The organism is Cupriavidus sp. MP-37 (assembly GCF_020618415.1).
In the GTDB taxonomy this organism is placed as follows: Bacteria; Pseudomonadota; Gammaproteobacteria; order Burkholderiales; family Burkholderiaceae; genus Cupriavidus.
Genome location: NZ_CP085345.1, coordinates 1118345 through 1133130, shown reverse-complemented (window position 1 = coordinate 1133130; position 14786 = coordinate 1118345). Strand labels below are relative to the sequence as shown.

Here is a 14786-nt window from a genome sequence, read left to right as displayed (position 1 = left end):
ATGTCATCCGCCCGCGCTGCCTTGCCGGCACGCATATCCGTCCTGTTCGCCATGTCGTTGTGCGCGCTGGCGCTGGCCGCGTGCGGCAAGACCGAAGCCCCGAAGGCCGATGACGATCCCACGGTCAGCGGCAATACCATCCGGTTCCCGGCCAGCGTGAAGACGCTGCCCGGCATCACCGCCGAGCCCGCCACAACGGGCGGCGAGCGCATGCTGAGCCTGCCGGGCCGGCTGGTATGGAACGAGGACAAGACCGTGCGCGTGGCAACGCCGTTTGCCGGGCGCGTGACCGAGGTGCTGGTGCAGCCGGGCGCCACCGTCAAGGCCGGCCAGCCGCTGGCAATGCTGGCCTCGCCCGAATTTGGCGTGGCCCAGGCCGATGCGCGCAAGGCCGCCGCCGACAGCGCGGTCGCGGCCAAGGCGCTGGCGCGCCAGCGCGAGCTGTACGGCGCCGGCATCATCGCGCAGAAGGAACTGGAGCAGGCGCAGGCCGATGCCGCGCGCGCCGCGGCGGACCTGCAGCGCACCCAGGCGGCGCTCGCCCAATACGGCGCGGCTGCGGCAGGGACGGGCGGGGTCAACCAGCGCTTTGCGCTGCGCAGCCCGATCGACGGCCTGGTGGTCGAGCGCAACATCAATCTCGGCATGGAGCTGCGCCCCGACCAGCCGCCCGCCGCGCCGCTGTTCCTGGTGACCGACCCGGCCACGCTGTGGGCGCAGGTCGATGCGGGCGAGGCCGACCTGAGCCTGTTCAAGCCCGGCGTCGAGGTGCAGCTGACCACCGCCGCCTGGCCCGGCGAGACCTTTGCCGGCACCGTGGTCAAGATTGCCGACTATGTCGATCCGAGCGCGCGCAGCATCAAGGTGAGGCTGACCGTGCCCAATCCCGAACGCCGCCTGAAGGCGGAGATGTTCGTCACCGCGAAGCTGCCGGCGGCCTCGTTCAAGGGCATCGCGGTGCCGTCCAAGGCGGTGTTCCTGGCCGACAACCGCAACTATGTGTTCGTGCGCACCGCGCCCAATACCTTCGAGCGCCGCCTGGTGCGCGTGGGCGTGACGCTGCCCGGCACCACCGAGCTGCTCGAAGGCGTGCAGGACGGCGAGACCGTGGTCAGCGAAGGCAACCTCTACCTGCAGGACATCCTGCGCGATGCCACCGCGGTGAACGCGGCGCGTGCGGCTGACAAGCGCTGAGGACGGCTGCCCATGATTTCGCGCATCGTCAGCTTTGCCCTGCACCAGAAGCTCTTTGTCTGGCTGGGCCTGATCCTCTTCGTCGGCGGCGGCATCGCCGCGTTCAAGAACCTGCCGATCGAAGCCTTTCCGGATGTGTCCGACATCCAGGTCAACGTCATCACGCTGTACCCGGGCCGCGCCGCCGAAGAAGTGGAGCGCCAGGTCACGATCCCGATCGAGACCGCGCTGGCGGGCACGCCCAACGCGGTGCGAGTGTTCTCGCACACGCAGTTCGGGCTGTCGTTCATGATGGTGACCTTCAACGACCGCGCCACCGACGTCGCCGCGCGCCAGCAGATCCTCGAGCGGCTGCGCAGCGTCGACCTGCCCGACGGCGTGCATCCGGACCTGGCGCCGCTGTCCACCGCGATCGGCGAGATCTACCGCTTCCGGCTGACCGGCAAGGGCTATACGCCGCAGGAGCTGCGCACGCTGCAGGACTGGGTGGTCGAGAAGAACCTGCGCCAGGTGCCGGGCGTGGCCGACCTGGTCACCATCGGCGGCACCATCAAGCAGTATGAGGTCAACCCCAACCTGGCGCGCATGCGCGACGCCAGGATCTCGCTGTCGCAGCTGTTCACCGCGCTGCAGCGCGCCAACTCGAATGCCGGCGGCGGCGCGGTGGCGCACGGGCGCCAGCAGTTCCTGCTGCGCTCGCTCGGCAGCTTCCGCACCTCGGCCGATATCGCCAACGTGGTGGTGGCCGAGAACAACGGCACCCCGATCCTGGTCAAGGACATCGCCGACGTGCGCGTCGGCAGCGCGCCGCCGCAAGGCCTGATGGGCCAGGACGATGAAGACGACATCGTCTCGGGCATCGTGGTGATGCGCAAGGGCGAAAACCCGTCGCTGGTGCTGGAAGCGCTGAAGCAGAAGATCGCGCTGCTGGACGACCAGATCCTGCCCAAGGGCGTGAAGATCGTGCCGTACTACGACCGCTCCACGCTGATCGACAAGACCCTGCACACGGTGTTCGGCAACCTGGTCGAGGGCGCGCTGCTGGTGATGGCGGTGCTGTACCTGTTCCTGGCCAACGTGCGCGCCGCCGCGATCGTCGCGCTGATCATCCCGCTGGCGCTGCTGTCCACCTTCATCGGCCTGACCTGGGTTGGGATTCCGGCCAACCTGCTGTCGCTGGGGGCGATGGACTTCGGCATCATCGTCGACGGCGCGGTGATCGTGGTCGAGAACATCTTCAAGCGGCTGGGCGAGCTGAAGGCGCAGCAGATCCAGGACAGCCGGGCGCGCCTGCATGCGATCCTGCAGGCCACCACCGAGGTGGGCCGCCCGACCGTGTTCTCGATGGTCATCATCATCGCGGCGCACATCCCGATCTTTACGCTGCAACGGCACGAGGGCAAGATCTTCGCGCCGATGGCGTACACCGTGACGGGCGCGCTGATCGGCTCGCTGATCCTGTCGCTGACGCTGGTGCCGCTGCTGTGCCACCTGCTGCTCAAGAAGAACATCGCGCACGACGACAACTTCCTGGTGCGCCACTGCAAGCGGCTCTACGCGCCGATGCTGGCCTGGGCGCTCGACCACAAGAAGCTGGTGGTGGGCGCGGCGCTGGGCCTGCTGGTGGTGACGGTGGGCGCCGGCAAGTTCCTCGGCAGCGAGTTCCTGCCGGAACTCGACGAAGGTTCGATGTGGGTCAGCTTCGACCTGCCGGCGTCGGTGTCGATCGACGAGGCGCGCGACCAGGCGCGGCTGCTGCGCAGCGTGATCCGCCGGACGCCCGAGGTCAACACCACCATCTCCAAGGTGGGCCGCCCCGACGACGGCACCGACCCCAAGCTGATCAACACCGTCGAGATCCTGGTCGACCTCAAGCCCGAGAAGCAGTGGCGCGGCGGCCTCGACAAGCGCGCCATCATCGGCGAGATCGACCGCAACCTGCGCCGGCTGCCCGGCATCGAGCCCAATTTCTCGCAGCCGGTGCGCGACAACATCCTCGAAAGCATCTCGCAGATCAAGGGCCAGATCGTGATCAAGGTGCAGAGCGACAGCCTGGAGCAAAACAAGAAGGTCGCCGACCAGATCCTGGCCAACGTGCAGTCGGTCAAGGGCGTGATGCGCGCCTTTATCGACCGCGACGGCGAACTGCCGCAGTACGTGCTGGAATTCGACCGCGCCCAGGCCGCGCGCTACGGCATCAACGTGGCCGACGTGCAGGAGCTGATGGAAACCGCGCTGGCGGGCAAGGCCGCGACCGAGTTGTGGGAGGGCGAGAAACACTTCAGCGTGGCGGTGCGGCTGAAGCCGTCGGAACGCGCGCTGCCCAACCTGCCCAATATCTTCATGCAGACCGCCGACGGCGCGCAGGTGCCGCTGTCGCAACTGGTGACCTTCCGCGCCGCCTCCGGCGCAATGAACATCAGCCGCGAGAACGGCCAGCGCACCACCTCGATCGGCATCTTCATCCATGACCGCGACATGGGCAGCGTGGTCAAGGACATGCAGAAGCTGGTGGCGAAAAACGTGAAGGCCGACGACGTCAAGATCAGCTGGTCGGGCGAGTTCGAGAACCAGGAGCGCGCCATGGCGCGGCTGTCGATCGTGGTGCCGCTGTCGGTGCTGGTGATCTTCCTGCTGCTGTTCAATGCGTTCAAGTCGTTCAAGAGCGCCACGCTGATCATCTCCAACATCCCGTTCGCATTGATCGGCGGCGTGTTCGCGCTGCTGCTGACCGGCATCCCGCTGTCGGTGTCGGCGGCGATCGGCTTTATCGCGCTGTTCGGCCAGGCGGTGCTCAACGGCGTGGTGATGGTGACCTACTTCAACCAGCTGCGCGAAGAGGGCATGCCGGTGCGCCAGGCCGTGCTGACCGGCTCGATGGACCGGCTGCGCACGGTGCTGATGACGGCGCTGCTGGCGATGCTGGGGCTGTTCCCGATGGCGGTCTCGCGCGCCATCGGCTCCGAGACGCAGCGGCCGCTGGCCATCGTCATCATCGGCGGGCTGATCACCGCGACCGTGCTGACGCTGATCGTGCTGCCGACGCTCTATGAATGGATGGTGGGGCGCAACTGGCCGGACGAGGATGCCGCGGCGCCCGACGAAAGCCGGATCACGCCGTCGATTTCAGGCTGAGGATAGCGTCGCGCGATGGCCTGCCACCGCGCGGCCTGTCTGGCATCGCAGACATGGCGATGCATGGCGCCGCCCGCTGCCGGGCGGCGTTTTTCATGGCGCGGCGCAATCCACAAGCACTGCGCAACCCGGTGCAGCCATGCATGTGCCGTGCGCGATTCGCTATGTCGGAATAGTCTGACGTACCTTTCGGAGCCCAACGCCTGCTGACCCCATCCCCCCGGGCCTACTCTGTACATACGGCGTGGCCAGCAGCATAGCCGCCGGCCTCTCATGCGTACCCTTACGCAATCACTCGGAAAGGAGCTCGACATGATGAAGAAATGGCTGACCGCAGCAGTGTGTTCGATGATGGTTGCCGCCCCGGCAGGCATGGCCCTGGCGCAGACGACGGCACCGGCACCGGCAACGACGGCCGGAACGGCTGCAACCGGCGCAAGGGCAGACTATGACGCCGCAGTGAAGCAGGCCGACGCGGACTACAAGGCTGCCTCTGCCAAGTGCGATGGCATGAAGGACAACGCCAAGGACGTCTGCAAGGCCGAGGCCAAGCGCGACCGCGACGTAGCCAAGGCCCAGGCCGAAGCCCGCCGCGACGGCACGCAGAAGTCGATGGCCAAGGCCGAGAAGACCAAGGCCGACCGCGACTATGACGTCGCCAAGGAAATGTGCGACGACAAGAAGGGCAACGACAAGGACGTCTGCAAGAAGGACGCCAAGGCCGCGCATGAAAAAGCCCTGACCGCCGCCAAGGTCGATAAGGCCGCCGCGACCGGTTCGCGCAGCGACGTGGCCGAAGCCCGCGCCGATGCGAAGAAGGACACCACCGACGCTGCCTACAAGGCTGACAAGGAACGCTGCGACGCGATGTCCGGCGATGCCAAGGACAAGTGCCAGGCCGACGTGAAGGCCAAGTACGGCAAGTAAAGACGCTTCGATACGGCCGGCCCGGCAAGGGGCGGGCCGTCCACCGCACCACTCGCAAGGGGACGCCGCCAGCGCCCCCTTGCCATGACAGCAAGGAGCAAGCGATGAACTGGGATCAGATCGAAGGCAAGTGGGAGCAAGCCAAGGGCAAGGTCAAGGAGAAGTGGGGCAAGCTGACCGACGACGACATCACGCAGATCAACGGCAAGCGCGACCAGCTCGCCGGCCGCATCCAGGAGCGCTATGGGTACACCAAGGAGCGCGCCGAGGAAGAGATGAAGGAATGGGAGCGGGATGTGCGGTGGTAAGACGCCGTACAACGGTTTTGCAGAGCGCCTCCGGGCGCTTTTTTTTTGGAGTTGTGCTGGTCGTGCTTGGCGAACGCGGCTGTTTCGCCGGCGTAGCCGGCGAGTCACTTTTTGGCCGAGCGCCAAAAAGTGACTCGCCCAGCAGGGCGGAACCAGGCCGCTCAAAAGCCAACAGCATCGCACCAGCACCGATGAAATCCACGCACACCCCTCGTACAACAGCCTCTCCCCAAGGTAAACCCTAGTGGCCTACCTATATAGACTTTTTATACTGTCCCGCACCCCGCCCCCGTGTGCCTGAATCTGCCCGCCGGGCAACCCTCGCATGCCGGATCCCATCTCCAGCGGCGCGCCGGTGGCCGAGCTGCACCACTTTGCCTGCGTGCTGTCGCCCACCGCGGCGAGCGCCGGGCGCATCGTCTATTTCGCCCGCATTGAATTCCCCACCGAGTTCGTCTGCCTCGATTTCGACCTGCTGGCCGCCCGCCCGCAGCCGGCATGACTGACCGGCAAGCAATGCCAACCCCAACCAACGGAACCCGATGGACAACGCACAACCGATGAACGGCGCCGAGAGCCTGGTCAAGACCCTGCTGGCCAATGGCGTGGATACCTGCTTTGCCAACCCCGGCACCAGCGAGATGCATTTCGTCGCGGCGCTGGACCGCATTCCCGGCATGCGCTGCGTGCTGGGCCTGTTCGAGGGCGTGGTCACTGGCGCCGCCGACGGCTACGCGCGCATGGCCGGCAAGCCCGCCGCCACGCTGCTGCATTGCGGGCCGGGGCTGGCCAACGGCCTGGCCAACCTGCACAACGCGCGCCGCGCGCAGACGCCGGTGGTCAACCTCATCGGCGACCAGGCCACCTACCACCGGCCGCTGGACGCGCCGCTCACCGCCGACACCGAAGGCTGGGCCCGGCCGGTGTCGGTGTGGACGCGCACCGCCACGCGCGCGGCTTCGGTCGGGGCCGATGCCTCGGCCGCGGTGCAGGCCGCCTGTGCCGCGCCGGGCGGCGTCGCCAGCCTGATCCTGCCGTCCGACGTGTGCTGGGATGCGGGCGGCGTGGTGGCGGCGCCGCTGCCGGCGCTGCCGGTGCCCAGGGTCTCGCCGGACGCGGTGCGGCAGGCCGCGCGCGTGCTGCGCTCGGGCCAGCCCACGCTGATCGTGCTGGCCGGCAGCGCGCTGCGCGAGGCGCCGCTGGCCGACGCGCACCGCATCGCCGCCGCCACCGGCGCGCGGCTGATCTCGCCCATGTCCAACGCGCGCGTGGCGCGCGGGCGCGGCCGCCTCGCGGTGGACCGCGTGCCATATTCCGGCGATGCCGCGCGCGACAAGCTGGCCGGCATCCGCAACGTGATCCTGGTGGGTGCGCCGGCGCCGGTGACGTTCTTTGCGTATCCGGGCAAGTCGCCGCGCCCGTATCCGGAGGATGCCGCGGTGCATGTGCTGGCCCGCCCGGAACAAGACCTGGCCGAAGCGCTGGCACGGCTGGCCGATGAACTCGGCGCGCGCCAGGCGCAGCTGCCCGCCGCCGCCATCCCCGTGCCGGTGGAACCCGCGCGCGGCGCGGTGACCTCCGAGGCGGTGGCGCGCACGCTGACCGCGCTGCTGCCCGAGCAGGCCATCGTGGTGGAAGAGAGCGTCAGCTTCGGCCGCGCGTTCTATCCCGGCACGGTGCACGCGGCCCCGCACGACTGGCTGCAGCTGACCGGCGGCGCTATCGGCGCCGGCCTGCCGCTGGCGCTCGGCGCAGCGGTGGCGGCGCCCGGCCGGCGCGTGGTGGCGCTGCAGGCCGACGGCTCGGCCATGTACACGCTGCAATCGCTGTGGACCATGGCGCGCGAGCAGCTCGACGTGACCGTGGTGCTGCTCGCCAACCGCAAGTACGCCATCCTGCTGGGCGAACTGGCCGGCGTCGGCGCCAATCCCGGCAAGACCGCGCTCGACATGCTCGACATCGGCAACCCGGACCTGGACTGGGTCAAGCTGGCCAGCGGCATGGGCGTGGAGGGCGCGCAGGCCACCGACATGGAAGGCTTTGCGGACCTGTTCCGCATGGCCAACGCGCGCAAGGGACCGTTCGTGATCGAACTGGTGATCTGAGCGGCGGCGCGGCGGCCCGATGTTCTGCGCCGAGACGCTCGGCCAGGAGAAGGTGCCGGCGCGCATCCTGGCCTTGCTGTCCGGCCGGTTCGCCGCGATGCCAACGGCAGACCGCTGAGGACAGGCTCGCTCAAGCCTTGCGGCGAGCTTCCATCTGCCGGATCAGGGCGCGTGCCTCGTCGCCTTCCGGAATCGGCTGCCCGCTGTCCCGCCATGCGACCGCCGCCTTGAACCCGGCTTCCTGGGCGTAGCGACGGAACCAGAGACCTTCGGGGTTGTGGCGCGTGATGCCGTCAAAGAGGGTTGCCATGGTCTGGCTTTGCTCGAGGCCCATCGTCAGCATGACCTGGTTGACGACCATCTTGTGCATGGCGAGATGGTTGCTCGGCACGCCGGCAATGCGCTCGGCGAGCTCGAAGGTGTGGCTGTCCAGCTCCGCCAGGGGAACGGAAGCATTGGCGAGTCCCCAGGCCGAGGCGGTGCGCCCGTCCAGCACATTGCCGGTGAACATCATCTGCTTGGCGCGGGCAAAGCCCAGGCGATAGGTCCACATGGCCGTGGTCGGGCATCCCCAGACGCGCGTCGGCATATAGCCGATGCGTGCGTCGTCCGCCATGACAAGCAGATCGCAGCACAGCGCAATATCGCTGCCGCCGGCCACGGCCGCGCCGTGTACCTGGGCAATGGTCGGCTTGGGGCTGCGCCAGAGACTCATGAAGTCTTCGGTAAAGCCCTTCATCACGCGATAGTCGAGCATGGGATCCCATGGGTACTGCTCTTGCTGGCACGGCTGGTCGCGCAAGGTCTGTGCGGAATCGGCCAGGTCATAGCCGCCGCAGAATCCCTTGCCCGCGCCCTCGACGATGATCACATGAATCTCATCGTTCTCATTCGCCCATTCCACGGCGCAGCGGATGTCCCGCGGCATGCCTTCGGTGATGGCATTGAGACGCTCGGGCCGGTTCAGCAAGAGCCGCGCAATGCGCGGGTTGCGCGGATCCGGCTGAATCTGGACGGTACCGAAGTCGGGCATGGCTGGTTCCTTTCTGAAAATGGATGGATCCATTCTAGGAAGCCGGAGCCGTGGCAGTCAATGCTGACTGTTGCAGGACAGTCAGCATTGACTGCTCAGGGATTATGCTATGTTGACAGTCAATTCTGACTGTTCGTAACCTCCCGACCTATGAAAGATTCCGTCCGCCCGCGCCGGGCACGCACCAGCAAGTCCGCAAATGCCAATGCCAATGACGGCGCCGGCAAGGAAGCGCCACTGGGCATGCGTGAACGCATCCTCGAAGCAGCCGTGACCATCGTGATCGAGCAGGGCACCGCCCGGGCCACCACGCTGGAAGTCCAGCGCCGCGCCGGCGTCAGCCGCGGCGCCTTGCTCCACCACTTTCCGACGCATGCGTCCCTGCTGTCCGCAACCGTGGAGGGGCTGGTCAAGCGCAACGAGGAAGCGGTGCTGGCAAGCCTGGCGAAGCTGGAGGGCACCAAGGATGTGGTCGAGCGCGCGATCCGCGTGCTGGCGATTGCCTCGGTCCAGCCTTCGTATCTCGCCGAGCTCGAACTATGGGCGGTCTCCCGTACGGATCCGGAGCTGAGGGCGACCCTGGCAGAGGCGGAGCGTCGCGCGCGCAAGGACAGTGAGCGCGTCATGAAAACGCTGTTCGGCGCATCGGACAGCAGTCCGATGCAAGCCTCGGTGATGGCAATGACGACCGAGTATCTCAGGGGACTGGCGCTGTCCGGCGTGTTGCGCGGCAGTCCCGTCAGACGGCAGCAGCTGATTGGCCACTGGATTCAGGCCACCAAATTACTACTGGAGACGAAACCTTGACCCGACTTGCTGACCCCGCCCTGTCCTATGTCGCCCCGGACACCTCGGTGCCGATTCTCGATATGACGACCGGCGATGCCCTGCGCGCCGCCGCGATGCGCCACCCGAACAGAACGGCCCTGGTGGAAGTGACAGTGCCCGGTCAGCAATCCCTCACTGGCGCGGCCAGCACCGCGCGACGCTGGAGCTACGGCGACCTCATGCGCGATGCGGAACACTGCGCACGCTGGCTGCTGACCCGCTTCGAGCCTGGCGAAAGGGTTTGCCTGTGGGCGCCGAATGTCCCGGAGTGGGTGATCCTGCAGTACGGCGCGGCGCTTGCAGGGCTGGTGCTCGTGACCGCGAATCCCGGGCTGCGTGCCGCCGAGCTTCGTTATGTGCTGACGCAGTCCCAGGCCAGCGGGCTGCTCCACACGGCTGAATTCAGGGGCACAGACATGTCGGCGATCGCCGGCGAGGTAGCGGACTGCGTGCGCGAGCGCTTCTGCTTGTCTGACTGGCATGAAGAGGTCCTGACCTGCAGGTCGAACGCTGAGCTACCGACGGTCCTGCCGACGGATCCGGCGCAAATCCAGTACACCTCGGGAACGACCGGCCAGCCGAAGGGCGCACTGCTGCATCATCGCGGCCTGGTCACGAACGCCGCCTACGTTGCAGCGCGGGCGGGCATGAACGGGTCGGTGCTGATGAGCCCGATGCCGCTCTTCCACACGGCAGGCGCTGTACTCAGCTCCCTGGGGGCCATCACGACCGGATCGACCTATGTGCTGCCGTTGATGTTCGAGCCGGTACTCGTGCTCACGGCGATCGAGCGGGAGCGCTGCGATTTCCTGTTCGGCGTGCCCACCATGCTCATTGCCATGCTGGAACACCCCGGACGCGGCGACGTGGACCTGAGCAGCCTGAAGGTGGCGAGTTCCGGCGGCGCGCCGGTTCCGCCGGAACTGCTGCGGCGGATCGAGCGCGAGTTCGGCTGCGACCTCATTACGGTGTATGGGCAAACCGAGGCCAGCCCGATCATCTGCCAGTCATCGCCCGCCGATAGCCAGGAGGACAAGGCGAACACGGCAGGCTACCCGCTGCCGCAGGTCGAAGTGCGGATCGCGGACCCGGCAGGTTCCGGCATTGTCGCGACCGGCCACGAAGGAGAAATCCAGGCTCGCGGCTATCAATGCATGCTCGGTTATTTCAATATGCCGGAGGCGACATCGGCGGCATTCACGGCCGACGGCTGGTTGCGCACAGGCGACCTGGGAACGATGGATGAACGTGGCTACCTGCGTGTCACCGGACGACTGAAGGACATGATCATCCGTGGCGGGGAGAACATCTACCCGGCGGAAGTCGAGGCCCGCATGATCGAGCATCCGGCGGTCGCGATGGCCGCGGTCTTTGGCATGACGGACCAGAAATGGGGCGAGGTCGTGGCCGTGGCGATCAGGTTTCGTGAAGGCGGCATGCCTGAGCCGGATGCGCTGCGCCAGTTCCTTCGCCTTCAGCTGGCTCCGCACAAAGTCCCCACGCGCTGGTTCTGCTGCAGTGAGTTTCCGATGACCGGCTCAGGCAAGGTCCAGAAGTTTCGCCTTCGGGAACTCGCGGAAGCCGGTAACCTTGCCGAATTCGGGCATTGAAGGCTTGTTCGGCTCCAGCTACCGTCGGGCCGACATCGCCTGGCCGATGGCGTCGGCTGTGCGACGCAGCGGCTCCAGGCATTGCGCCACGATTTGCTCCGGCGTGCGTACGCCCCGGATCCAGACAATGTTGACGCAGCCGTGCACGCGCCCCTTGTCCCCCATGATCGGCACCGCGAGCGCCTCCAGGCGGTCGTCTGCCTCGGTGCGCGGTTTGTCGTAGTCGCCACCGAATCCCTGTTCGCGCACGCCGTAGCCGCGCTGCCGGGTCCGCTCAATTGACTTGGATACGTATGCCGGATCGCGCGCGAGGGCGTCCCCGTCCCGGCGGCTGCGGCGCAATGCCGCCAGGATCATCTCGCGCTCCTTCTGCGGGCAGAACGCCAGATACGCCTGTCCGACCGCCGAGCGCAGCATGTTGACCTGGAACCCGATGTTGTCGCGCCGGATCGTGAAGTACGACTCGGCGCGGTTCGTTTCACAGAGCACCATGGCGTTGCCGCGCCGGATCGCCAGGTCGGAGGGCCACAGGATCTCGGCCTGAAGCCGGTCGAGCTCCGGCGCCGCAAATTGTGCCAGGCGGTCGGTTGCGTCGGATTGCCGCCGGCTTGTCGGCGGCGGGCTTCCGGGGCAATAGTGCCCGTCAGCGATGCGTCGCCAGATCAGCGTGCGGCGCTCGAGCGTCACCAGAATGCGCAGCAGCGTCGCCTTCGGCAGCCCGGTTTCATCATGCAGCGCGTGCAGGCTGGCGCCGCCGGTCCGGCGCACCGCGTCCAGCACGGCCAGTCCCCGATCCAGCGCCGCGATGGTCTTGACCTTCGGGTCCCACATGCATCGTCTCCCGCAACGGGCAGGTTGCCCCAGGATTTCACTCGGTGAAACTCTAGCAGATGCCGCTTGAGCAGCCCACTCCCAGGAAATATTGTTCTGGCCATGGAGGCGACGCGGCACCCTGTCCGAGCGCTTCACTACGAACGCCACGAGAGGAGACGTCGAGATGGAAGCGCCAGGTGTACGCAATGTCCTCTGGATCATGTGTGATCAATTGCGCTGGGACTACCTTTCCTGCTATGGCCATCCGCGTTTGCACACGCCCAATATCGACCGCCTTGCGAACCGTGGCGTGCGCTTTACCAACGCGTTTGTCCAGGGGCCCGTGTGCGGGCCGTCGCGCATGTCTTACTACACGGGGCGGTACGTGACCAGCCATGGCGCCGTCTGGAACTTCGTACCGATGCCGGTTGGCGAGATGACGCTTGGTGACTTTCTGCGGCCGCATGGCGTGCGTGTCGCGGTGGCGGGCAAGACGCATGTCGAGGCGGACCGGATGGGCCTCAGGCGGCTGGGTATCGATCCGCGCAGTGCCGAGGGCGTGCTTGTCGCGGAAGGCGGATTCGAGCCCTTCGACCGCGACGATGGCATCTGGCCGCCGGGCTTTGCCGACGAAAACCACCAATACACCACCTATCTGCGCGAGCGCGGCTACGACGGGGCGAACCCGTGGCATGACCATGCCAACTCGGCCGCCGGTGACAACGGGGAGATCCTGTCCGGCTGGGACATGCGCTATGCCCGCTTGCCTGCACGGGTGCGCGAGCACGACTCGGAAACGCCGTACATGACGCGCCGCGCCATCGACTTCATCGAGCAGAGCAGTGACCGGCCGTGGATGCTGCACCTGTCGTATATCAAGCCGCACTGGCCCTATGTTGCCCCGGCGCCATATCACGCCATGTACGGGCCGGACGATGTCCTGCCGGTCAAGCAGCACCAGAGCGAGCTGGACCATGCGCACCCGGTGCTGCAAGGCTTCCGCAACTGCGAGGTCAGCCGCAACTTTTCCCGGGCGGAGGTGCGGGACACGGTCATCCCAACGTACATGGGCCTGGTCAAGCAGATCGACGACCAGCTCGGCGTGCTGTTCGACTACCTCGAACGTACTGGCCGCTTTGCCGACACCATGGTCATCTTCTCGAGCGACCATGGCGACTACCTCGGCGACCACTACCTTGGCGAGAAGGAACTCTTCCACGACAGCGTGGCCAAGGTGCCGCTGATCATCTATGACCCGCGCCAGAATGCGCTGCGAGGCCATGTGGAGTCGCGGCTCGTCGAGGCCATCGACCTCGTGCCGACCATCCTCGATGCCTATGGGCTGCCCATTCCCGACCACATCATCGAAGGCCGCCCGCTCACCTCGCTGCTGCATGGCGAGACGCCGGGCGAGTGGCGCGAAGCGGTGTTTTCCGAGAACGATTACGCCTTTCGCGATTTCGTGCGCGAACCCATCGGCCGCCCCCCGCACGGCTGCCACATGACGATGGTGCGCGACCACGACTGGAAGTATGTGTACTTCGAAGGCCTGCGCCCGCAGTTGTTCGACCTGCGCAACGACCCCGACGAGTTTGTCGACCTGGGCGCCGACCCCGCCTATGCGGAGGTACGTGAGCGCTTCCAGGCGCGCCTGTTCGACTGGCTGCGCAACCGCCGCATCCACCCGACCGTCAGCCACGATGCAATGGCCGGATGGACGCGCAAGGAAGAGGAGGTTGGCATCCATATCGGCCGCTGGTAGCCCCACCGGCACAAGTCCTCAGCGGCCAGAACAGAGCCGTCCGGAAACACAAAACTCATCAGGAGACAACATGTACCCCACAAGACTGGCTCCCGCCCTTGCCTGCACCATCGCCTGTGCGTTTGCCGTTGCGCCCGCCGCAGCGGCGCAAGCGGATTGGCCCAGCCGGCCGGTCCGGATCGTCGTAGCGTTTCCGGCCGGTTCCCCCGGAGATATCGCATCGCGGCTGGTCGCCGACAAGCTCGGCCAGGCCCTCAGGCAGGCGGTGGTCGTGGAGAACAGGCCCGGCGCGGGCGGCAATATCGGTGCCGACGTGGTCGCCAAGTCGCCCGCCGACGGCTACACCTTCCTGCAAGGCCCGGACACGATTCTGACGGTCAATCCGACGCTCTACCGCAAGCTCAACTTCAAGCCGGGCGACTTCGCCCCGGTGATTACGCTGGCGCGCTTTAACCAGATGCTGGTCTGTGCGCCGTCCTCCGGGATCCGGACCCTTGCCGATCTGGCAACTAAGGCCAGGTCGGCGCCGGAGGGGCTGAACTATGCCTCGGGCGGCCCCGGTGTGCCGGGCCACCTGGCGATGGAGATGTACCTCACGCAAGCGGGGCTCAAGATGACGCATGTGCCGTACAAGGGGCCGTCGCCGGCCATGCAGGACGTGCTGGCCGGACAGGTTCCGTGCGGATACCTGGCATCGCCAGTCGTCACGCCGATGGTCAAGGCCGGCAAGCTTGTCGGACTGGCGGTATCCGGTTCCACGCGTTCAGTGCTGGCGCCGCAGGTGCCGACCATGGCCGAGGCCGGCGTGGCCGGCTACGACGCGACCTTCAGCGAACTGCTGCTCGCGCCGAAGGGCACGCCAGACGCCATCGTGCGCCGCATGAACGAGGAGATCAGCCGCATCGTGAAACTGCCGGAGGTCCGTACGAAACTCCTCGCTAACGACCTCGAACCCGCCCCAGACCAGCCCGCCGCCCTGGCCAGGCAGATCGAGACCGACACCGCCAAGTGGCAGGCCGTGATCCGCCGCGTGGGCGTGTATCTGGACTGAGCCGCCCATCCCGACCGACC

At 66.9% G+C, this 14786-nt stretch carries 11 protein-coding genes and 1 pseudogene; 10 read left to right on the top strand and 2 right to left on the bottom strand.

What is annotated here, in order from left to right; translation table 11 throughout:
* The 6 genes and pseudogenes from LIN44_RS21615 (at position 1) to LIN44_RS21590 (ending at position 7669) form a co-directional block, all read left to right on the top strand.
* Positions 1-1194, top strand: a complete 1194-nt coding sequence (locus tag LIN44_RS21615; protein WP_227316276.1) for an efflux RND transporter periplasmic adaptor subunit — start codon at positions 1-3, stop codon at positions 1192-1194.
* Positions 1195-1206: 12 nt separating this feature from the next.
* Positions 1207-4329 carry an efflux RND transporter permease subunit gene (locus tag LIN44_RS21610; protein WP_227316275.1) on the top strand — a complete coding sequence of 1041 codons (3123 nt, stop codon included), beginning with the start codon at positions 1207-1209 and terminating at the stop codon, positions 4327-4329.
* A 312-nt stretch (positions 4330-4641) separates the two neighbouring features.
* Positions 4642-5256, top strand: a complete 615-nt coding sequence (locus LIN44_RS21605; protein WP_227316274.1) for a hypothetical protein — start codon at positions 4642-4644, stop codon at positions 5254-5256.
* Between the two features lie 104 nt (positions 5257-5360).
* Entirely contained in the window at positions 5361-5564 is a 204-nt protein-coding gene (locus LIN44_RS21600) for a CsbD family protein (RefSeq protein WP_116358015.1), read from the top strand.
* Positions 5565-5901: 337 nt separating this feature from the next.
* Positions 5902-6066, top strand: a pseudogene (locus LIN44_RS21595) (GntR family transcriptional regulator); the annotation flags it as partial.
* Between the two features lie 58 nt (positions 6067-6124).
* Positions 6125-7669 (top strand): acetolactate synthase large subunit, encoded by a 1545-nt coding sequence (locus LIN44_RS21590; protein WP_227316394.1) that lies wholly within the window; start codon positions 6125-6127, stop codon positions 7667-7669.
* 130 nt (positions 7670-7799) lie between these two features.
* Here the strand turns inward: LIN44_RS21590 and LIN44_RS21585 are convergent, their stop codons facing one another.
* Positions 7800-8702: a crotonase/enoyl-CoA hydratase family protein gene (locus tag LIN44_RS21585; protein ID WP_227316273.1), complete on the bottom strand. Its 903-nt coding sequence runs from the start codon at positions 8700-8702 to the stop codon at positions 7800-7802.
* Between the two features lie 150 nt (positions 8703-8852).
* Here LIN44_RS21585 and LIN44_RS21580 point away from each other — a divergent pair, with 150 nt between their 5' ends.
* Positions 8853-9509, top strand: coding sequence for a TetR/AcrR family transcriptional regulator (locus LIN44_RS21580; RefSeq protein WP_227316272.1), 657 nt, complete (start codon positions 8853-8855; stop codon positions 9507-9509).
* Positions 9506-11140 carry an AMP-binding protein gene (locus tag LIN44_RS21575; RefSeq protein WP_227316271.1) on the top strand — a complete coding sequence of 545 codons (1635 nt, stop codon included), beginning with the start codon at positions 9506-9508 and terminating at the stop codon, positions 11138-11140. The genes LIN44_RS21580 and LIN44_RS21575 overlap by 4 nt, the downstream gene beginning before the upstream one ends.
* A gap of 18 nt (positions 11141-11158) precedes the next feature.
* Here LIN44_RS21575 and LIN44_RS21570 read toward each other — a convergent pair whose 3' ends face one another.
* The gene (locus tag LIN44_RS21570; RefSeq protein ID WP_227316270.1) at positions 11159-11971 is read right to left on the bottom strand and encodes a helix-turn-helix domain-containing protein; all 813 of its coding nucleotides are present in this window, start codon (positions 11969-11971) and stop codon (positions 11159-11161) included.
* A 166-nt stretch (positions 11972-12137) separates the two neighbouring features.
* Between LIN44_RS21570 and LIN44_RS21565 the strand changes: the two genes are divergently transcribed.
* A complete protein-coding gene (locus tag LIN44_RS21565) occupies positions 12138-13715 on the top strand; it encodes an alkaline phosphatase family protein (RefSeq protein ID WP_227316269.1) in 1578 nt (525 codons plus the stop codon).
* A 70-nt stretch (positions 13716-13785) separates the two neighbouring features.
* On the top strand, positions 13786-14766 hold the full coding sequence (locus LIN44_RS21560; protein ID WP_227316268.1) for a tripartite tricarboxylate transporter substrate binding protein: 981 nt from the start codon (positions 13786-13788) through the stop codon (positions 14764-14766).
* Positions 14767-14786 lie beyond the last annotated feature (20 nt).

Coding starts and splice junctions, on each gene's coding strand:
- LIN44_RS21615 (WP_227316276.1), top strand. CDS start 1: ATGTCATCCGCCCGCGCTGCCTTGCCGGCACGCATATCCGTCCTGTTC.
- LIN44_RS21610 (WP_227316275.1), top strand. CDS start 1,207: ATGATTTCGCGCATCGTCAGCTTTGCCCTGCACCAGAAGCTCTTTGTC.
- LIN44_RS21605 (WP_227316274.1), top strand. CDS start 4,642: ATGATGAAGAAATGGCTGACCGCAGCAGTGTGTTCGATGATGGTTGCC.
- LIN44_RS21600 (WP_116358015.1), top strand. CDS start 5,361: ATGAACTGGGATCAGATCGAAGGCAAGTGGGAGCAAGCCAAGGGCAAG.
- LIN44_RS21590 (WP_227316394.1), top strand. CDS start 6,125: ATGAACGGCGCCGAGAGCCTGGTCAAGACCCTGCTGGCCAATGGCGTG.
- LIN44_RS21585 (WP_227316273.1), bottom strand. CDS start 8,702: ATGCCCGACTTCGGTACCGTCCAGATTCAGCCGGATCCGCGCAACCCG.
- LIN44_RS21580 (WP_227316272.1), top strand. CDS start 8,853: ATGAAAGATTCCGTCCGCCCGCGCCGGGCACGCACCAGCAAGTCCGCA.
- LIN44_RS21570 (WP_227316270.1), bottom strand. CDS start 11,971: ATGTGGGACCCGAAGGTCAAGACCATCGCGGCGCTGGATCGGGGACTG.
- LIN44_RS21565 (WP_227316269.1), top strand. CDS start 12,138: ATGGAAGCGCCAGGTGTACGCAATGTCCTCTGGATCATGTGTGATCAA.
- LIN44_RS21560 (WP_227316268.1), top strand. CDS start 13,786: ATGTACCCCACAAGACTGGCTCCCGCCCTTGCCTGCACCATCGCCTGT.